Annotated in this window: 17 protein-coding genes; 3 read left to right on the top strand and 14 right to left on the bottom strand. The window is 73.0% G+C overall.

The features are described from left to right. Window positions 1-52: 52 nt before the first annotated feature. From PUR71_RS09685 to PUR71_RS09660, 6 genes are all read right to left on the bottom strand, one after another. Window positions 53-730, bottom strand: coding sequence for a hypothetical protein (locus PUR71_RS09685; protein ID WP_329926088.1), 678 nt, complete (start codon window positions 728-730; stop codon window positions 53-55). 143 nt (window positions 731-873) lie between these two features. Next, window positions 874-1104: a hypothetical protein gene (locus PUR71_RS09680; protein WP_329926086.1), complete on the bottom strand. Its 231-nt coding sequence runs from the start codon at window positions 1102-1104 to the stop codon at window positions 874-876. A 114-nt stretch (window positions 1105-1218) separates the two neighbouring features. Continuing rightward, the gene (locus PUR71_RS09675) at window positions 1219-1827 is read right to left on the bottom strand and encodes a DJ-1/PfpI family protein (RefSeq protein WP_329926084.1); all 609 of its coding nucleotides are present in this window, start codon (window positions 1825-1827) and stop codon (window positions 1219-1221) included. A 373-nt stretch (window positions 1828-2200) separates the two neighbouring features. Continuing rightward, window positions 2201-2968 (bottom strand): IclR family transcriptional regulator, encoded by a 768-nt coding sequence (locus PUR71_RS09670; RefSeq protein ID WP_329926082.1) that lies wholly within the window; start codon window positions 2966-2968, stop codon window positions 2201-2203. Window positions 2969-3072: 104 nt separating this feature from the next. Then, window positions 3073-3405 (bottom strand): putative quinol monooxygenase, encoded by a 333-nt coding sequence (locus tag PUR71_RS09665; protein ID WP_329926080.1) that lies wholly within the window; start codon window positions 3403-3405, stop codon window positions 3073-3075. Between the two features lie 153 nt (window positions 3406-3558). After that, a complete protein-coding gene (locus PUR71_RS09660; RefSeq protein WP_329926078.1) occupies window positions 3559-4533 on the bottom strand; it encodes an alpha/beta fold hydrolase in 975 nt (324 codons plus the stop codon). A gap of 401 nt (window positions 4534-4934) precedes the next feature. Between PUR71_RS09660 and PUR71_RS09655 the strand changes: the two genes are divergently transcribed. Further along, complete coding sequence (locus PUR71_RS09655; protein WP_329926260.1) at window positions 4935-5570, top strand: DUF4360 domain-containing protein; 636 nt, start codon at window positions 4935-4937, stop codon at window positions 5568-5570. Between the two features lie 146 nt (window positions 5571-5716). On the opposite strand, the gene PUR71_RS09650 is transcribed toward PUR71_RS09655, so the two are convergent. Both PUR71_RS09650 and PUR71_RS09645 read right to left on the bottom strand, forming a co-directional pair. Further along, window positions 5717-5899: a hypothetical protein gene (locus PUR71_RS09650; RefSeq protein WP_329926076.1), complete on the bottom strand. Its 183-nt coding sequence runs from the start codon at window positions 5897-5899 to the stop codon at window positions 5717-5719. 134 nt (window positions 5900-6033) lie between these two features. After that, window positions 6034-7236 (bottom strand): MAB_1171c family putative transporter, encoded by a 1203-nt coding sequence (locus PUR71_RS09645; protein ID WP_329926074.1) that lies wholly within the window; start codon window positions 7234-7236, stop codon window positions 6034-6036. A 510-nt stretch (window positions 7237-7746) separates the two neighbouring features. On the opposite strand from PUR71_RS09645, the gene PUR71_RS09640 reads away from it, so the two are divergent. Further along, complete coding sequence (locus PUR71_RS09640) at window positions 7747-8844, top strand: C40 family peptidase (RefSeq protein WP_329926072.1); 1098 nt, start codon at window positions 7747-7749, stop codon at window positions 8842-8844. 4 nt (window positions 8845-8848) lie between these two features. Here PUR71_RS09640 and PUR71_RS09635 read toward each other — a convergent pair whose 3' ends face one another. The 6 genes from PUR71_RS09635 to PUR71_RS09610 all read right to left on the bottom strand — a co-directional run bounded on the left by PUR71_RS09635 (window position 8849) and on the right by PUR71_RS09610 (window position 17042). Further along, on the bottom strand, window positions 8849-9469 hold the full coding sequence (locus PUR71_RS09635) for an L-threonylcarbamoyladenylate synthase (protein WP_329926070.1): 621 nt from the start codon (window positions 9467-9469) through the stop codon (window positions 8849-8851). A gap of 42 nt (window positions 9470-9511) precedes the next feature. Further along, window positions 9512-10660, bottom strand: a complete 1149-nt coding sequence (locus PUR71_RS09630) for an FAD-dependent oxidoreductase (protein ID WP_329926068.1) — start codon at window positions 10658-10660, stop codon at window positions 9512-9514. Window positions 10661-10968: 308 nt separating this feature from the next. Beyond that, complete coding sequence (locus PUR71_RS09625) at window positions 10969-12009, bottom strand: ABC transporter permease (RefSeq protein WP_329926066.1); 1041 nt, start codon at window positions 12007-12009, stop codon at window positions 10969-10971. Continuing rightward, on the bottom strand, window positions 12006-13592 hold the full coding sequence (locus PUR71_RS09620; protein WP_329926064.1) for a sugar ABC transporter ATP-binding protein: 1587 nt from the start codon (window positions 13590-13592) through the stop codon (window positions 12006-12008). Before PUR71_RS09620 ends, PUR71_RS09625 begins: the two co-directional genes overlap by 4 nt. A gap of 52 nt (window positions 13593-13644) precedes the next feature. Beyond that, window positions 13645-14685 (bottom strand): substrate-binding domain-containing protein, encoded by a 1041-nt coding sequence (locus PUR71_RS09615; RefSeq protein ID WP_329926062.1) that lies wholly within the window; start codon window positions 14683-14685, stop codon window positions 13645-13647. Window positions 14686-14960: 275 nt separating this feature from the next. Continuing rightward, window positions 14961-17042 carry an alpha-galactosidase gene (locus PUR71_RS09610; protein WP_329926060.1) on the bottom strand — a complete coding sequence of 694 codons (2082 nt, stop codon included), beginning with the start codon at window positions 17040-17042 and terminating at the stop codon, window positions 14961-14963. Between the two features lie 323 nt (window positions 17043-17365). Between PUR71_RS09610 and PUR71_RS09605 the strand changes: the two genes are divergently transcribed. Continuing rightward, window positions 17366-18376 (top strand): substrate-binding domain-containing protein, encoded by a 1011-nt coding sequence (locus PUR71_RS09605; protein WP_329926058.1) that lies wholly within the window; start codon window positions 17366-17368, stop codon window positions 18374-18376. Window positions 18377-18419 lie beyond the last annotated feature (43 nt).

The raw sequence follows: 18419 nt of genomic DNA, 5'->3' as shown, positions 1-18419 counted from the left end.
CGGCGGTCGGTTGCGCCGCCCACCGCCATACTGCCTGGTGCGCGGCGGCCGCTCAGAATCCCGGGCCCCCGGGACCTGGCGCGTGACGGTGACCGTCGTGCGGGCGGGCGACGTGCTGGGGCTGCCCGACGTCCCACCGGCCGGCCAGCGAGGGGCCGTACAGCGCGAGCGCCGCACCGGCGGCCAGCCCGACGGCCAGCACCGCCCAGCGCCGGCCGCCCCCGCCCACCGGGGCGGCCGCGCGCCGGGCGGCCCGCCGCCGCGGCAGGTCGGCAGCGATCAGCCGGGGCAGGCGCCAGACGTACGCCAGGACGTGCACGCCCGTGACGGCCGCCCAGCACCAGAAGAACGCCTTGTGCAGGAACAGCACCGGCAGCCCGAAGGCGTCCCGCCCGCCCAGCGCGAGTGTGCAGCCGGTGGCGAGGACGGCGACGGTGAGGAGCACCACCAGCGGCGCCAGCACGCGCAGCGGCGTGGCCGGCGGGCCCTGGCGTCGGTAGGCGGCCGCGCCCGCGTAGTAGCGCACGAAACGGTACCCGGTGACGGCGACCTTGAGCGCGACCGGCCCGATCAGCGCGAGCCCGATGACGAAGTGCCAGGTGAGCAGCTGGTCGAGGAAGAGGATCGTCACGCCCTGGGCGGCGAACAGCACCAGCAACAGCGCCCCGACGAGCGCGGTGAGCCGCCGGTTCCCCTCCGGCCCCGAGTCCTCGTCACCTATTCCGGACACCCGCCCGCCCCTTCGACCGATCCACCCTGCGCGACCGGCAGCAGTCTGCCGGAGCACCTCCTAAGAACCGGTGAAGCCTCCTCAAGGCACCCTGAAGGCCCGTGATCCACCCGGCTCCCCGCAGATCGACGTCGTCCGATGCGTCACCTCCCGACCGTCCTCGCGAGGAGCCCGGCCGGCGCAGGCCCGCGCTCGTAGGCGAGCGGGGCGAGGTCGGGCGGCAGGACGAAGCCGTCGGGCAGGCGACGGTGGGCGTCGGCGATCTGCTGGTGGTACGCGTCGGCGGGGGCCCGGGGCCAACTGCCGTTCAGGGGCGGGCGCGTGGGGGATTCGGTGGTCAGGGTGTGGGGGTGGGCGGCGGCTTCGGCGGCCACCGCACGGGGCGGGAGAGAACCCTTTGCCAGATCCGGGGCCCGCTAGCGCCGCGCTTCGCGGGTGGCTGGTTCGGCTCGCCGTCGTCGCCCGCCGCGACGGTTCGCAGGGCGTCGTCAGCGCAGTGCAGCCTCCCCGGCGAGGACGGCCCGGAAGGCGCGTTCGACGGTCTCCTGGTTCTCACCGACCGGAGCCACGTAGCCGATGACGTCGCGCGCGGCGTCCTCACCGAGCATGCGGCTGATGACCCAGGTGGCGAGGTACTGGGACGCCAGGCAACCGCCCGCCGTGGCGATGTTCCCCTCGGCGTGGAACGGCGCGTCCAGCACGGTGACGTCGCGGGCCTCGACGAAGGGCCGGGTCATGATGTCCGTGCAGGCGGGCATGCCCTTCAGCAGCCCGAGCCGAGCCAGCACCAGCGCGCCCGAGCACTGGGCGCCGATGAGCTGTCGCGAAGGGTCGAGCAGCAGCCCGGAGATCAGCCGGTCGTCGGCGACCACGTCCCGCGTCTTCACTCCGCTGCCGATCAGCACGACGTCGGCCTCGGTGACGAACTCCATCGGACGCTGCCCGGTCACCTCGACACCGTTCATCGACGTGACGACCGGAGTCGGCGTCGTGATGAAGGCCTCCAGGCCGTCCTTGCGGCACCGGTTGATCAACGCGGAAGCGATGAAGCTGTCGAGTTCGTTGAAACCGTCGAAGGTGACCACGGCTACCTGCATCACAGCTCCTTCATGGATGAGATGCCCTCAGTCTCCCCGGCGCGCGGCTCCACGTCGAGATCCGATCAGCGGTGGGTGGCGTGCCGGCCGCTCACCACGAGCGCACGGCCTCCTCCAGGACCTCTTCGACGCTCTTCGCACGGTGGCCGATGACGTCCTCCACGTGGATCCGGTGACGTCGAGCTCGCCGTTGCGCGAGGCCGCGAACATCGACAGTGCGAACTCGGCGGCCGGCCGCGGCATCCGGCGATCGGGCCCCGCCTCCGCCGGACGTCCGCCCCTGGGCGATGATCGTCCGCATGACCGGAGCGGCCGGCGGAGCACGCCTGCGGCCGGGGCCGTGCGGCCGGGCGGCGGCTCTCCGGAGTCGGGCTCAGGTCCGCTGCGCCGGCGAGGCCTCGCGGGCGGCCTGCTTGACGGCGGCGATCAGCTGGTGGCGGCGGGTGCGTAGGTCCTCGGGGCGGACGGCGAGGGAGACGCTCCCGATCACGGCGCCGTCCGTGCCGAGGACGGGGGCCGCGAGGCAGGCCAGGCCGGCGCGGGCCTCCTCGACGTCCAGGGCGACGCCGGTGCGGCGGATCCGCCGCAGCTCCTCGTCGAGGCGTTCGGCGGAGGCGATGGTGTTGGGGGTGAACCGGCGCAGGCCGGGCTGTTCGACGTAGCGGCGGCGCGCGGCGGCCCCGGCGGCGGCCAGCGCGATCTTGCCGTGCGCGTAGGCGTGCGAGCGCGGGTCGACGCCGACGGCGAGGTCGGCCTGTTCGTCGCCGTCCGCCGCGACGGTGCGCACGTCCGCGACGACCAGGCCGTCGCCCTGGTAGGCCACGTAGTTGGCGCTGGCGCGGGTGGCGTGCCGCATGCGGGCGAGGACGCCGTCGATCCCGTCGGCGCCGTCGGTCAGGCCCGCCTGCCGCCGGAACGCGCGGTGGAGCGCGGCGACCTGGTAGCCGAGGGTGTAGCCGCCGTCGGTGCGCACCAGGTAGCCGCGGTCGGTGAGCGGGGCGAGGAGCGTGTAGACCGTCGAGAGGGCGCAGCCGAGGCCGCGGGCGAGGGCCTTGGCGGAGACCGGCGCGGCCGCCCCGGCGACGAGCTCCAGCACCTCCAGGGTGCGGTCCGCGGCGCGCGGTCCGGTCTGACCGGCCATGGGGTGCTGCTCCTCGTGCTCGTCCTCCGTGATCACTCCAGTGTGCCGGTGATCCGCCCGGTGCGGTCACCGGCCCCCTGGTTCAGGCGTCCGGGCCGGAGGACTCAGGCCTCGCGGGGCGCGAGCTCGCCCATGAGGTCCCAGCCCTCGCGGTCGGGGAGGTCGACGCTGATGATCTTCGGCCGGGCGGCGATCGCGTGGGACAGCTTCTCCATGGCCTCCCGGAAGTGCGCGGACTCGACGTGCGCCCGGCCCGCCTCGCCGTCGCGGAAGCCCTCGACCAGGACGTACTCGTCGGGGTCGTCCACGCTGCGGGACCACTCGTAGAACAGGTTGCCCGGCTCGGCCCGGGTCGCCACGGTGAAGTCGTGGACGATGTCCAGCCACTGCGCGCTGTACTCGGGGCGGACGGGGAACTTCACGGTGATGAAGATCATCGGAGACCTTTCGGATCCGGGCGGTCGGTGGGTGAGTGCCTCCCCACCGTGACCGACCGCCCGGCGGTGCGCGAAAAGCGCGCGGCCGGGATTCCACCCATGCCGGAAAACGCGCGGCGCCGGGGCGGCGACGCGAGGCCGTGACGCCTGTTCTCAGGTGGCCAGCAGCTGCCGCAGCTGGTCGACGATGAACTGCGGTTCCTCCTCCAGCACCCAGTGGTTGGCGTTGGGCGCCACGGCGGTGGTCACGTGCGAGGCCACCTTCCCGAGGTCCTCGCCGACCGACCCGCGCATGCTGTTCTGACCGCCGAGGCCCAGCACCGGCATGGCCAGCGGGGCGGAGTCGAGCAGTGCCTGCACGTCGTGCTCGCCCTGGTCCTGCTGACGGAAGAACTCGAAGCCCGCGTGCGTGCTGCCCGGACGGCTGTAGGCGGCGACGTACTCGCGCTGGTTCCTCGCGCTCGGCGCGCGGCCGTCGCGGTTGTAGACCGAGCCGTAGAAGACCTTCTCCCGGCCCGCGACCAGTTGCTCGGTGACGCCGTTGGCCTGGCCGTTGACGAAGGAGTCCCACGAGAGGAGGTTCGGCTTCGAGGCGACGAGCTGGAGGTACCAGGTGGTCGGCGGCGCCTCCAGGACCGCGAGGTGGTCCACCTGGTCGCGGTACCGGGCCGCGTAGGCGAGCGCCACCGCGCCGCCCACGTCGTGGCCGGCCACCGCGATCTCCGCGTCGCCGAAGCCGAGGTGCTCGACGACGGAACGCACGTCGGCGGCCAGGGTGAGGGCGGTGTACGTGCCGTACTCGTCGCTGCCCGCGGGCTGCGAGCGGCCGAGGCCGCGCAGGTCGACGGCGATCACGGTGCGGTTCGCGGTGAGCGCGGGCGCGATCTGGCCCCAGGCCTGGAGGGTCTCCGGCCACCCGTGCAGGAGCACCAGCGCGGGGCCGTGGCCGGCGACCGCGTAGTGGATCCGCAGGCCGTCGCTGAGCGCGTAGCCGTCCGTGAACCCCGGCAGGCCGCCGGGCGGGGTGGCGGCGGCCTCGGCGGCCCCGCCGGCGGCGGTGAACATCGTGGTCGCGGCGAGCGCGACGGCGGCCGCGGCGACCGGCCAGCTGCGCTGACGCTTCGTCAATCAACGTGCGGACGGCATGACGTCCCTCGGCGTGATCGGTCAGGTGATCGTTCTCACTCCGGGCGCATTGTAGGACGGCAAGTCGACTTTCCGGGCGCACGGTCGGGGAATCGCGGCTGTTCCTTCGGCCGCCCGGTCGATGCCGCCGCTGGTCAGGGCTTGCCGGAGTCCACCGTCGGGGGCCCGTCCCGTCCTTCGACTTGGCTCGAATCAATGGCCTCCGCTGGCGTGATCCACTCGCCGGGGCCCGTCCTGCGCCGCCACTCCGTCGTGTTCACCCCCTGTACGTGGATGGGCACCCTATGGTGACATGTTCGCGTCATATCCGGGGTGAGGCCGGCCCGGGCCGGCCGTGCCCGCCCGCCCCGGACCCGTGGACGAACGAACAGGGGAAGCCCATGCTGCTCCGCGTGCTCGCCGCGACGGGCGTCGTCGCCTCGCTCTTCGGCTCACCGGTCTCCGGTGGCGACTCGCTCCCGACACCGCCCGACCGGATCGTCATCGACGTCGCGACGGTCAACGGCTCCGGCTGCCCGGTCGGGACGGCCGCCGTCGCCGTCTCCCCGGACAACACCGCCTTCACCGTCACCTACAGCCAGTACCTCGCCCAGGTCGGTGTCGGATCGAAGCCCACCGACTTCCGGAAGAACTGTCAGCTCGACCTCCGCGTCCACGTCCCGCAGGGCTTCACGTACGCGATCGCCTCCACCGACTACCGCGGCTACGCCCACCTGGAGAGCGGAGCGGTCGGCATCCAGCGGGCCGGCTACTACTTCCAGGGCGACCCGCAGACCGCCTACGGGACCCACCGCTTCAACGGCCCGCGCGACGACAACTGGCAGGCGACCGACACCGTCGGCGTCGCCGCCCTGGTCTGGGCTCCCTGCGGGGAGGAGCGCAACTTCAACATCAACACCGAACTCCGGGTCGCCGCGGGCTCCTCGGACCCGACCTCCACCACGAGCTTCATGACGATGGACTCGACCGACGGCAGCATCAACACCGTCTACCACCTCGCCTGGAAGACCTGCCCCTGATCCGGTGGGGCACGGGGCGGTCGGAGCGCCGCCGAGCTCCGACCATCCCGTCGGTGAAGGCCTGACGGCCCAGCCGTGACCCGCAAGGCGTCGGCCCGGCGTCCTCCCACTGAGGACACCGGGCCGACGGCCGTTCCGCGCGAGCCCTACCGGGGGCTGCTGCTGATGATCAATATCGCGAGCAGGACGCCGAAGGCGAGGTTCGCGATTTCCAGCCAGCCGAAGATCTTGGCGCGCTTGGCGTACTTCTCGCGCTCGTCCGGGTCGACGGCGTTCCTGGCGCGGTTGCGGTTGGTGACCCACAGCACGATGAAGATGATGTCGAGCATGGCGAACTCCTGCAGGCCGATGGGACATTGACGATCAGCCGAGGTGGGCGAGCGCCTTCCCGGCGAGTTCGGGCTCCAGGATGGCGGCGCACCCGAAGGGTGTCAACTGAGATGATTGCCAAATCCTCTGAAATTTACGACAGTTGATGGCCGGACGGTTCGCCCTCGTGCAGTCCCCGGCGCACCTGCGCCACCACCGCCGAGCGCGCGAACGCCCGGGACACCGTCACCAGCCAGGCCGTCTCGGCGGCGAGGTCGGCCGCGACCTCGCGCGGCGCGTAGTCCGTCCCGTCCGCGGAAGGAGGCTGCCCGGCCGCCGACGACTGCAGCGCGGCCGCGAGGACGGCCGCCTCCACGACGGCCGCGTCGCCCCCGCTCGCCGCCGCGGCCCACCCGAGCACCCGGGGATCGGCGTGCGACCGCAGCGTGAGCTGACCGTCGCGGATCTCGATGACGCGCCGGTAGAGCGCGAACTCCGGGTTCCGCAGCGGCCCGCCGAGGCCCAGCACCCCGACCTGTGCGGTGAGCGAGATCTCCGGCACCGCCGAGTGCAGCGCCGACCACAACGGTTCGAGCCGCCGGTAGTCCCGCCAGGCCCGCACCTGCCGCGCCGAGCGGGCCAGGAAGGCCGCCCACACGGCGAGCGTCATGCCGCCGATGCCGAAGAGCAGCGTGCCGAGGGCGAACGGGGCCGAGACGGCGTCCTCCGCGAGCTCCTGGCGGCCGGTCGTCAGCGTCTCCCACAACGGCACCGCGCTCAGCGCCGACCAAACGAACCCGCACGCGGTCCCGGCGACGATCAGCCGCAGCCCCGTCCTCGGCAGCCCGGGCGAGACCTCCCCGGCGGACCGCAGGACCGCCAGGCCGAACACCGCGACGCACCAGCAACCGTGCACCGTGAAGAGGGCGTTGAAGAGCGTCAGCGGCAGGCGCCCGACCGGACCGGCCACCAGGTCCGCGCCCTGCGGCCGGACCCCGCCCGCCACGTACGCGACCGCGCTCACCGCCATGACGACCGCCGAGCCCACCGCCTGGCGCCGGACGGCGGCCGGACCCGAGGCGGCCGGCCGCACCGCGTACCCGAGCAGGGCGATCGCGCACTCCGAGCCGAGCTTGAGCTCGTAGCCGAGCAACGGCACGTACCGCGCCACGCCCTCCCACGGCACGGCGGCCCGGGTGGCCGGGGCGAGCACGGCGATGGCCGTGCCGATGCCGAGGATGAAGGCCAGCAGCCGGCGCTCGCCGGGGCGGTGGCACAGGCCGCGGGTCAGGACCAGCCGCGCGGCCGTCGCCAGCAGGGCCAGGGCGCAGACCAGGTAGTCGACGGTGTCGCTCAAGGGACCGTCCGGTCGGGATCGTGGGGATGGGGAGGTGGTGCGAGACCGAAGACGGCGTCGAAGCTCGTCGCGGTTGCCGTCGCCGGCCGGTAGTCCGTGAGCGGGCTGCCGGGCTGCCGGGCCGCCGGGTCGGTATGGCGATCACCTCGGGATCCGCCGTGCGGTTGGCGGGCCGTGGGACCGGCCCGCGACCAGCCGCGATCATCCCGGCCGGTCGCGGGACGGGGCACCCCGGGTCCGGACGGTCCGGACGAGCCGGGGCACCGGGGCCCGGGACGATCGGGACGGGCCGGGGTGTCTCCAATCCACGCCGGCCGGAGTACCAAAGTCCCGGTCAGCGGCGTGGGACGGGTGGGACGGGCACGACCGGGCTTGCGCCGGGGCCATCGCCCGGCAGACTGACGGGACCGGCGGCAGCGGGTCGATCCCCGCCGACGGCCCCCGGGTGACGAATCATCGGAGATTCGCCCGGAGATCCACGAGATCCTCAGACACCTGGAGCGCCCACCCGTGCGTACCTTCCTTCCCGCCCGCCGCCGGTTATCGCTCGGCCTCGCCCTGGCCGCCGCACTGACCGGCCTCGGCGCGTTCACCGCCTCCGCCGCGCCCGCGGCCACCGCGCCCACCCCGATAGCCCTGACCTCGTCGGCCTGTCCGGTGGACGTGCAGCAGGGCGAGTCCGACGGCTGCGTCACCCAGCTCCAACTGGAGCTGGACCTGACCGGCGCCACGATCGCCGTGGACGGCCGGTTCGGCGCGGGCACCCTGACCGCCGTGCGCGTCTTCCAGGCCGCGCACGCCCTGGCGGCCGACGGCATCGTCGGCCCCGCCACGAAGGCGGCGCTCGACGCCGCCGCCGTGGCCGCCTCCGGTGCCGTCGACCTGCGCACCCAGTGCGGCGACCTGCGGTCGGGCGCGAGCGGACCATGCGTCGCCACCCTGCAGACGATGCTGAACAAGCTGGGCGCCCGGCTCACGGTGGACGGCCGGTTCGGGCCGGCCACCGACACGGCCGTGCGCGACTTCCAGGCCTTCCACGGCCTGGCCGTCGACGGCGTCGTCGGCCAGGGCACCAAGGCCGCCCTCTACAGCGGCGACGCCGGCTCCACCGGCACCCCGCCGCCGCCCGGCACCCCCGTCGACCCGGTCAGGGTCCTCTCCGCGGCCAAGGCCTTCCTGGGCGTCCCGTACGTGTGGGGCGGCGGCCACTCGCTGCGCGGCGAGGGCGCAGGCCCGTCGCTGGGCACCTGCGACGGCTACACCGGCTCGATCCAGCCCTGCCCGGCCGACACCACCGCCGGGCTGGACTGTTCGGGTCTGGTCCGGGCGGCCTACTGGTTCGGCGCCGGCTTCGACCTCGCCAACGGCGGCGACACCGACCAGCAGACGCTGGACCGCCACCTCACGCCGATCACCGAGTCCCAGCGCCGCCCCGGCGACCTGGAGTACTTCGGCACGGACGCGCACACCACCACGCATGTCGTGCTCTACGCCGGCACCGACCCCGCCACCGGCGCGGACACGATGTACGAGGCCAAGGAGACGGGCACGGACGTGCACGAGGTCGGCCTGCGCACCGGCGGCTTCTGGTACCGCGTCACGGCCTGACGCGTCACTCGAAGCGGCTCGGGTCCCCGGCGCCCCGGCGCACGATCTCCGGCTCGCCGCCGGAGAAGTCGACGACCGTCGTCGGCTCCGTGCCGCAGTCGCCCGAGTCGACCACGGCGTCCAGCACGTGGTCCAGGCGCTCCTTGATCTCCCAGCCCTGCGTCATCGGCTCGTCCTCGCCGGGGAGGACCAGGGTGCTGGAGACCAGGGGCTCGCCGAGTTCGGCGAGCAGCGCCCGGGTGACGGCGTGGTCGGGGATCCGGACGCCCACCGTCTTCTTCTTCGGGTGCAGGAGGCGCCGCGGCACCTCCTTGGTGGCCGGGAGGATGAAGGTGTAGCCGCCCGGCGTCGCGGCCTTGACGGCGCGGAAGACGTTGTTGTCGAGCTGCACGAACTGCCCCAGCTGCGCGAAGTCCTCGCACATCAGGGTGAAGTGGTGCCGCTCGTCGAGGCGGCGGATCGTCCGGATCCGTTCGAGGCCGTCGCGGTTGTCCAGCCGGCAGCCCAGGGCGAAGCAGGAGTCGGTCGGGTAGGCGATGAGGGCCCCGGAGCGGAGGCTGTCGGCCACGGTGCTGATGGTGCGCGGCTGGGGGGAGTCCGGGTGGACGTCGAAGTACTTGGCCATTGGTCGACCCTAAGGGATGCCGGCCGCTGATCGCCGCACGTCTCAGCGCTTCGGCGTGAAGTTCGGGAGCCGTTCGAGGCTCTCGGTCACGGCGGCGAAGCCGTACGCGAGCATCTCGTGCTCGTACGACTCGACGGCCTCGTGCAGGCCGGTCCCGTCGCGATGGGCGTCCGTGAGCATGCGGCAGAGCAGGGCAGCGTCGCGCAGGGCGGTGTTGGCACCCTTGCCGGCGCTCGGGGGCATGGTGTGTATCGCGTCGCCGAGGAGGGTGACCGGGCCGGTGCCCCAGTGCGGGACGGGCTCGGTGTACCGGAGCGTCAGCGGCGAGCTGTTGACCACGTCGGACGCGCGGACGAGCTCGACGAGGTCGGGATGCCAGCCGTCGAGGAGCGGGAGCAGCAGGTCGCGGACGGTCGCCCAGTCGTCGCCGGTCAGCTGCTCGGGGAGGGTGACGACCCAGCGCAGATAGCTGTCGGTGTCGGGGAGTTCGACCTCGGGGGCGAGCTCGGCCGCCGCGAGCCTCGGCGGGCGGCGGAACTCCATCCGGCCGAGGAGCATCGTCAGCCCGGGGCCCTGCACGAGGGTGCCGAAGCCCGGGACGAGGGCGGCGAAGCGCCCGGTGAGCGGGGTGCGCCCGAGGAGCGAGTTGCCGGGGATGTCGACCAGCCGGGCGTCGGGGAGCAGTTGGCGCCGTACGGACGAGCCGACGCCGTCCGCGCCGACGAGGAGGTCGCCCGCCGTGCTGCCGCCGTCGGAGAGGCGGACCTCGACGCGGCCGTCCGGCAGTTCGGCGTAGCCGGTGACGGCCCGGCCGAACTCGACGCGGTCGCCGAGTCCGGCGAGGAGGATCTCCCGCAGGATGCGCCGGTCGGCCGCCGCGCCGCCGTCGGTCGGGTCGAGCCGGCGGAGCTCGGTGAGGTGCCGGTCGACCACCCGCGGCTGCCCGACGAGCGGACCGGTCACGGCCTCCAGCAGCCGGTACAGCCGGGGCGGCAGGCAGTCGCGCAGCGCGCCGAGCCCGTGCTCGTTCAGGGCGATCCGGAAGCCCTGGTAGCGGCTGTCCGCCGCCGGCTCGCGTTCGTACACCCGTACGTCGATCCCGGCGCGGACCAGCCCCTGTGCCAGGCACAGTCCACCGATTCCGGCCCCGGCCACGATCACCTTCATGCCCCGCTCCTCACGTTCCGTCATGGGCACCAGCATCGCCGCGCGGAGGCCGCGGCGGCAGGGCGTTCGCTCACGGACTGCCGATGACATCCGTCACAGGGGCGCCTCCCGCAGTGCGCTGGGCCGCGTGTTGGGGGCTGACGTCGGTGACGGAGGCGTCCGTGCCGATGCGACGCCGGCGAGGTGCTCGAGCTTGTCGGCCGTGCGCCGGATGGTGAACGGCTCCAGGGGCAGGGCGAGTTCGTCCCGGTAGGTGTGGCGGAGGCCGCCTCCGGTGGGGGACGGAGGCGGCGCTCCTGGGGGGCTTGTGGGGGAAGAGGGGACGAGGGGGGTCAGGCAGGCAGGCCGACGGCCCGCTCGCGCCCGCGCCGCTGCTGGATGACGACGGCGACGACGAGCAGGAGCCCCTGGGCGACGTTCTGCCAGAAGGAGTTGATGCCCTCGACGGTGAGCCCGTTCTGCAGCGCGCCGAGCAGCGCGACGGCGAGGAGCGTCCCCGCGATGCCGCCCTTGCCGCCCTTGAGCGCGCACCCGCCGAGCGCGGCCGCGGTGATGGACTGGAGCTCCAGGCCCTCGCTGCCGGAGGTGGGCTGTCCCGAGCCGGTGCGGGCGGTCAGCAGGACGCCCGCGACGGCCGCGACCATGCCGGTGAGCGCGTACACCGAGAGCAGGTACTTGTTGAGGTCGATGCCGGCCAGCCGGGCGGCGGTGGGGTTGCCGCCGAGGGCGTAGATGTTGCGGCCGATGTCGGTGTACGTGAGCAGCACGTGCACGGCGGCGGCGACCAGGATGAGGATCCACACCATCGTCGGCAGCCCGGCGATCCTGCCCCGGCTGAGGAAGACGAACAGCGGGTCGCCGAGGACGTAGCCCTGGGCGCGGCCGTCCGAGATCAGCTGGGCGACGCCCTTGTACGCGGCGAGCCCGGCCAGGGTGGCGATGGTCGGGTTGACCCGGCCGTAGATGATCACGACGCCGTTGAGCAGGCCGACGGCGGCGCCCGCCAGCACGGCCGCGCCGATGCCGTAGGCGGCGCTGGAGCCGGTGGACGTGAACACCATCGCGCTGACCACGGAGGCGAGGCCCGCCTGGGAGCCGACTGAGATGTCCAGGCCGCCGCAGATGATGACCACGGTCTGGACCACCGCGAGCAGCCCGGCGATGGTCACCGCCTCGGCGATCACCTGGATGTTCTGCCAGCCCAGGTAGTTGAGGTTGAGCGAGCCGAACAGCGCGAGCACGGCCGCGAGGGCCAGCAGCAGGATGAGGTTCTGGCCACCGACGGCGCCCAGCACGGCCCGTGCGCCGGTCGGCCGGGCGGGCCCGCCCGGGACCTGCTGCCGCTGGTCGGCGGTGGTGGAGGGGGCGGTCATCGGGCAGCTCCGGTGGTGGGGTCGTGGGGGCCGGCGGGCGCGAGGTCCTCCGACATGGCGAGGGCGAGGATCGCCTCCTCGGAGGCCTCGGCGCGGGGGAGTTCGCCGGTGATCCGGCCGTTCTGCATGACCAGGATCCGGTCGGCCAGGCCGAGGACCTCGGGCAGTTCGGAGGAGATCACGAGGACGGCGACGCCGTCGCGGGCGAGGTCGGCGATGATCTGGTAGATCTCCGCCTTGGCCCCGATGTCGACCCCGCGGGTCGGCTCGTCGAGGATCAGCAGCTCGGGGCGGCGGGCCAGCCAGCGGGCGAGCACGACCTTCTGCTGGTTGCCGCCGGAGAGCGTGCGGACCTCGGTCTCGATCGAGGGCGCACGGACCCGCAGCCGGTCCGCGTACTCCTGCGCCAGCTGCTTCTCGGCGCCGCGCCGCACGAACCGCCGCCGCCGGAGCCGGTCGAGGCTGACCAGTGAGGTGTTGTCGCGGATCGTCCGGTGCAGGAAGAGCGCCTGCGCCTTGCGCTCCTCGGGGGCGAGCCCGAGGCCCGCGCGGATCGCGTCCTTGGGGGAGCGCAGGCGCAGCGCGGTGCCGCCGAGGAGGACCTCGCCGGAGCGGATCGGCACGTCCCCGGCCAGGGCGAGGGCCAGTTCGGAGCGCCCGGCGCCGATGAGCCCGGCGAGGGCGACGACCTCCCCGGCCCGCACCCGGAGGCTGACGTCGTGGACGTCGTCGGTGCTCACGCCGCGCACGTCGAGCACGACGCGGTCGGTGGCGACGTCCTGGCGGACGAACAGGCCGGCCAGGTCGCGGCCGACCATGAGCCGGACGAGTTCGCGCTCGTCCGTCCCGTCGGCGGGCAGCACGCCGGTCAGGGTGCCGTCGCGCAGGACGGCGATCCGGTCGGCGAGCCGGAAGATCTCCTTCATCCGGTGCGACACGTAGATCACCGCGATGCCGCGGTCGCGCAGTCGGCCGATCAGGGCGAACAGGGCCTCCACCTCGTGCTCGGAGAGCGAGGAGGTGGGCTCGTCGAAGGCGATCGCCCGGGGCGGCACGGCGCCGGTGAGCGCGCGCATGATCTCGACCAGTTGGCGTTGCGCGGCGGTGAGTTCGGAGCCGAGGAGGTCCGGGTCGAGGACCTGTTCGAAGCCGAGTTCGGCCAGGTCGGCGGTGACCCGCCGGCGCAGTTCGGCCCGGTCGAGCCGGCGTCCGGCCCGGCGCGGGAGGCTGCCCGCGTAGACGTTCTCGGCGACCGACACGTGCGGGATGATCTCCGGCTCCTGCGGGATGATCCGGATGCCCGCGCGGCGCGCGTCGGTGGGGGAGGAGAGGTCGAGGGGGACGCCGTCGAGCAGGACCCGGCCCTCGGTGGGGCGGTGGTCGCCGCTCAGGATGCGCAGCAGGGTCGACTTGCCGGCGCCGTTCTCGCCCATCAGGGCGGTGACCTTGCCGGGCGGGAAGTCGACGGTGACGCCGTGCAGCGCCCGGACGCTGCCGAAGGTCTTGCCGACGTTCTCGGCGACGAGGCCCGGGGCGGGCCTGGGGGAGGAGCCGGAGCCGGGTGGAGACTCGGGTGCGGTCATACGTGCCTCGCTGGAGGTGCTGGGGGGTCGCTGGGGGGATCTGGGCGGAGGCTCAGCTGCAGGTCATGCCGGTGCTCTGCCAGGTCGAGGCGTCGACCATGGTGGTGGGGGCGAAGGCCTCGACGGGGAAGTCCTTGCCGTTCTTGAGCTTGTCGACCATGGTCTGGACGGCCAGTGCGCCGACGTCCTTGCCGTTGATGAACAGCGCGGCCTTCATGCCCGAGGGCTTGCCGCTGGTCCAGTCCTTGCAGGCGAGGTAGGCGCCGAGGCCGACGCCGTCGATGTCGTCGGGGCTGACGCCGGCGTTCTGCAGGGCGGTGACCGAGCCCTGGACGTTCTCGTCGTTGCAGCCCCAGACCACCCAGTGCTTGACGCCCGGGTTGGCGGTGAGGGTGGCGGCGGTCTTGTCCTGGGCGCCGGTGGGGGTGTTGTCGGTGGCGACGTCGATGTTCTTGACGTCGGCCCCGCCGGCGGCGGCGAAGGCGGCCTTGGCGCCCTTGATGCGGTCGCCGCAGACGGTGACGTCCTGCTTCCAGGCGGAGATGATGCGGGTGTCGGCGGCGCTCCAGCCGGCCTTCTTGAACTCGGCGGCGGCCCGCTTGCCGACCTCGCCGCCCATCTGCTCGCCGGAGAAGCCGACCCGGGCCACGAGGTCGCCCTTGCCGCAGGAGGCGGGCGCGGGGCCGGTGGCACAGATCTGGTCGTCGGAGGTGAGCAGGGCGACGCCGGCGTCCTTGGCGGTCTGCACGACCTGCGGGCCGACGGCCGGGTCCGGCACGACGACGATCAGCCCGTTGCTCTTGCGGGCGATGGCCGACTGGACCTCGCTGACCGTCTTGTTGGCGTCGTTGCCGAGGTTCACGACCTTGAGGTCGATGCCGAGTTCGGCGGCCTTGGCCTTGGCGCCGGCCGCCTCGCCGACGAAGTACTCCTGGTCGCCCTGCTTCTGCAGGTAGGTCAGCGAGACCTTGCCGTCCACCTTGGCGACCGGGCCGGAGGACGACTCCTGACCGGTCGAGCAGCCGACGGCGCCCACGAGGGTCACACAACCCAGGACGGCGGCGGAGAGGACACGGTTGCGGCGAATGGACATGCGGATACTCCCGATGAAGAGATGAGGGGGGAATGAGGCATGGAGTGCGCTGCGTGAATCAAACACAATCGATCAGAAGTGAACTTGATCAAACGTGCTCGCACAGGAAACTCTCCGGCCGGACTTTCGTCAAGGGTCTTGGATGCGCTCGCGTCAATTCGAGACGCTCCCGTTATGCATCGGCACCCCACGGGCCGGCTTGATCGACGGGACGTCATGAGGACGCCGGGCGGACGTGGTTGAGGCCGCGTCCGCCCGGCGGTGGTGGTGCGGGGTCAGGAGAGGGTCGTCCAGGACTGCCCGGCCGCGCCGGGGGTGGGCTGGTCGGTGACGACGGCCGACGTGGCCGTCGGGGCGGCGGCGTCCAGCGCGAGGCCGGTCGCCACGTTGGTGACGGTCAGCGCGCCGGACGCGGTGTTCTGGAGCACCCGCCACTTCTGGTACGCGTTGTCCGGGTCGTAGCCGTTGGTGACGTACGCGGGCGCGCCGGGCGAGCCGGGGGCGGTCAGGGTGCCGTGCACCTGGGTGCCGGTGTAGCAGTTGTCGGTGACGCGGACGGTGCCGTCCGGGTTGGCGGCGAAGTTCCACTGTTCCGAGGTGTGCGTGCTCCACCACGTGTTGACGTCGACGGCCGCGCCGTCCGCGGCGCCGCACGTGCCCTGGACCTCGAGTGCCTGGCCGCCGGTGCCGCCGGCGCTGACGGCGTGGTAGGCACCGTCGCCGATCACCGCCGCCGGCGTGAACGCGGCCTGCGGGGTGAGGCGGAACATCGCGACGCCGTGCGGGGCGACCCAGGTGCCGCCGACGGTGCCGCCGGCGGCGACGGTGCCGGTGGCACCGGTCCACAGTTCCTTGTACGTGTGGCCGCCGGTCAGGCCGAGGGAGCCGAGCGTGCTGCCGATCATCTGCCAGTTGTTCGGGTCCTGGTTGACCAGCAGGACGGCGGTGTCGCCGCCCGCCAGCTGCCGCTTGAGGACCACCGGGGCGGTGCTGCTCGCGGGCGGGGCGCCGACGAGCGTCGCCGGCTTGGCGAGCGCGTCCTGGTCGATCCGGATGACGTCGGCGTTCTTCATGAGCGCCAGGCCGGAGGCGGGGATGCCGGTGGACCAGCTCGCGCCGCCGTCGGTGTGCCGGGCGTCGGCGTAGTTGCGCAGGTCGGCGCCGGAGATGAGGGGCGAGGCCGTCATCGACAGCACCGACAGCTCGGTGCGCGACTCGTCGTCGGTGAACGGCTTGTGGCACGCGCAGGTGTCGGTGACGCCCCACGAGCCGTAGACGTCCTGCCAGCCGGTGAACATCATGTCCAGGTCGTTCCAGCTGCCCGGGCGGACGTTGCCCGGGTACTGCAGCGCGGTGCCCAGCTGCTGCCCGTAGAGCACACCGCTGAGGTCGCTGCCGCGGTCGCCGCCGATCCGGCAGAGGTTGGCGACCTGCCCGCACCAGACGCCGGTCGGCGCGTAGCCCGGGGACCGGTACGCCGGGGTTCCGGCCGCCCGGATCACCGGGTCGGTGCGGGCCGGGTCGTCGGCGCCCAGCAGGTACGGGACGCCGGTGTGCACGGGCTGGGCGGAGACGCTGAGGGTCACCCTCGGCCTGCCCTGCGCGGCGGAGGCGGCGTCGAGGGCGCGCTGGAACGTCTGCACCCGGGCGTACATGGACCGGGTGAGCTCCTTGCCCTCGCCCTGGGTGTAGTAGTTGTGGCCGTCCGGGCCGATGATCTGCGGGCCGTACGGGCAGTCGTCGTACTTGACGTAGTCGACGCCCCAGGAGACGAAGTCGCTCGCGTCGGTGGTCTCGTGGCCGAGGCTGCCGGGGTGCATCTGGCAGGTCAGGTAGGTGTCGGTGCCGTACAGGCCGAACTTCATGCCCTTGCTGTGGGCGTACCAGGCCAGGTACTGGATGCCGTTGACGCTCCGCCCGTCGACGACCTGGCTGGGGAAGGTGTCCGGGCGCGGGGCGAGGTGCCCCGAGGTCGGGTCGTTGCCGGTGCCGTCGGTGCCGGCGACCGGGTTCCCGGCGGCGTCGTAGAGCTGCATCGAGCCGTAGGACGTCCGCACGATGTCGGTGGTCTGGCCGTCGCGGTGCCACAGCGACCAGCCGTCGTCGATGGTGACGGTGTCGTAGCCGGCCGCCACCAGGCCGTTGGCGGACATGAAGTCGATGGTCTGCTTGACCTGCTGCTCACTCACGTCGGTGCCGAGCGAGTTCCAGGAGTTCCAGCCCATCGGCGGGGTGAGGGCGGTGCCGTTGTCGAGGGCGGCGGCGGGGGTCGCCGCGGTCAGCGCGAGGGCGCCGAGGCTCGAGGCCGCGAGGGCGAGCGACAGCAGCGCGCCGGCGAGTCGTCGGGATCCGGGCATGCGTGGGCGCATCGGTGCTCCAAGGGTGGGGGCGGTTGGGGTCGCCAGAGCGAACGCCTGTTGGAATCTGTTTGATCATGTCGGAATATGACTGGATGGGATCGGATCCCAACAGGGCCAGGCGCAGGCTAGTGGTTCCACCCGGCCGGGCTCAAGAGGCGGGTTCTGCGCGATAACAAGGCGGTATCGGCAGCAAGTTCACTGGACGTCAGGGCTTGACGGGCAGGTGAACGTGGCGTTTCCTGTCACCGCCACGTTCGATCGCGTTCGTTTATGAGTGTTTGAACGTTCAAATCACCAAGCCCCCCACCTTGGAGCAGCCCATGCGCCTGCGCCTGTGCACGTCCGGCGTCGCCGCCTTGACCCTCGTGCTGACGGGCTGTTCGGCGGACCCGCCCGACCCGGCGGCGCACGGCCCGCTGACCATCACGTTCCTGCAGAAGCAGGGCGACCAGGGCTACTTCGTCGAGGAGGCGGCCGGGGCCAGGGCCAGGGCGGCCCGACTCGGCGTCGAGCTGACCGTCGTCGACCTCGGCAACGACCGCGACCGCGCCCTCAAGGAGGCCGGGACGGCCGTCGGCAGGAAGACCGGCGGCCTCATCGCCGTCGTCCCCGACCCGTCCGTCGGCCCCGACCTCGTCTCCCTCGCCCGCCGCGCCGACGTCCCGCTGCTCTCCACCGACGACCAGCTCTGCGCCGACTACCCCGACCCCGGCGCGTGCTTCGCCAACGGACTCGTCCCGCGCGTCGGGTTCGACGGAGGCGCCATGGGCGCGGCGGTCGGCGAACGCGCGGCCATCGAGTACGGGAGGACGGGCTGGAAACCCGCCGACACCTGGACGCTGTCCATCGCCAACGACGACATCCCGGTCTGCCGCGACCGGGTGAACGCGGCGACCCAGGCGTTCTCGGCCCACGCCGGCGCCGTCCTGAAGAACGCGAAGGTGTGGGCGGCCAACACCGTCGACGACGCCCGCAAACGGACCGCCTACGCCCTCACCGGCAGCCCCGGCGTCCGGCACTGGGTGGTGTGGGGCTGCAACGACGAGGACGTCGAAGGCGGCATCAAAGCCCTGGCCGAGGCCGGCTTCGGGCCCGAGAACGTCGTCGGCATCGGCATCGGCGCGTACCTGGCCTGCAAGGACTGGCGCACCGGCAGACCGGCGGCGATGCGGGCGGCGCTCCTCATCAAGGGCGCCGAGGTCGGCGCGCTCGCCGTCCAGCAGATGGCCGACCGGCTGCGCGAACACAAGGAGCTCCCGCACGAGACGATCGTCCCCACGGTCATGGTCGACCCCGCGAACTGGCAGGCGTCCGGCGCGGCCTGCACCTGAGCGGGTCCGGCCCCGCCGACGGGGCCGCCGGACGGCGCTGTAG

It is taken from the genome of Streptomyces sp. SP17BM10 (assembly GCF_036322405.1).
GTDB lineage: Bacteria > Actinomycetota > Actinomycetes > Streptomycetales > Streptomycetaceae > Kitasatospora.
The sequence above is the reverse complement of the archived record's forward strand: the minus strand, read 5'-3'. Positions and strand labels throughout refer to the sequence as shown.

Bases quoted from the DNA above. Each gene is read 5' to 3' on its own strand.
- PUR71_RS09675 (WP_329926084.1), bottom strand. From the start codon at position 1,827: ATGCAGGTAGCCGTGGTCACCTTCGACGGTTTCAACGAACTCGACAGC.
- PUR71_RS09670 (WP_329926082.1), bottom strand. From the start codon at position 2,968: ATGGCCGGTCAGACCGGACCGCGCGCCGCGGACCGCACCCTGGAGGTG.
- PUR71_RS09665 (WP_329926080.1), bottom strand. From the start codon at position 3,405: ATGATCTTCATCACCGTGAAGTTCCCCGTCCGCCCCGAGTACAGCGCG.
- PUR71_RS09650 (WP_329926076.1), bottom strand. From the start codon at position 5,899: ATGCTCGACATCATCTTCATCGTGCTGTGGGTCACCAACCGCAACCGC.
- PUR71_RS09635 (WP_329926070.1), bottom strand. From the start codon at position 9,469: ATGGCCAAGTACTTCGACGTCCACCCGGACTCCCCCCAGCCGCGCACC.
- PUR71_RS09630 (WP_329926068.1), bottom strand. From the start codon at position 10,660: ATGACGGAACGTGAGGAGCGGGGCATGAAGGTGATCGTGGCCGGGGCC.
- PUR71_RS09625 (WP_329926066.1), bottom strand. From the start codon at position 12,009: ATGACCGCCCCCTCCACCACCGCCGACCAGCGGCAGCAGGTCCCGGGC.
- PUR71_RS09620 (WP_329926064.1), bottom strand. From the start codon at position 13,592: ATGACCGCACCCGAGTCTCCACCCGGCTCCGGCTCCTCCCCCAGGCCC.
- PUR71_RS09615 (WP_329926062.1), bottom strand. From the start codon at position 14,685: ATGTCCATTCGCCGCAACCGTGTCCTCTCCGCCGCCGTCCTGGGTTGT.
- PUR71_RS09610 (WP_329926060.1), bottom strand. From the start codon at position 17,042: ATGCCCGGATCCCGACGACTCGCCGGCGCGCTGCTGTCGCTCGCCCTC.
- PUR71_RS09605 (WP_329926058.1), top strand. From the start codon at position 17,366: ATGCGCCTGCGCCTGTGCACGTCCGGCGTCGCCGCCTTGACCCTCGTG.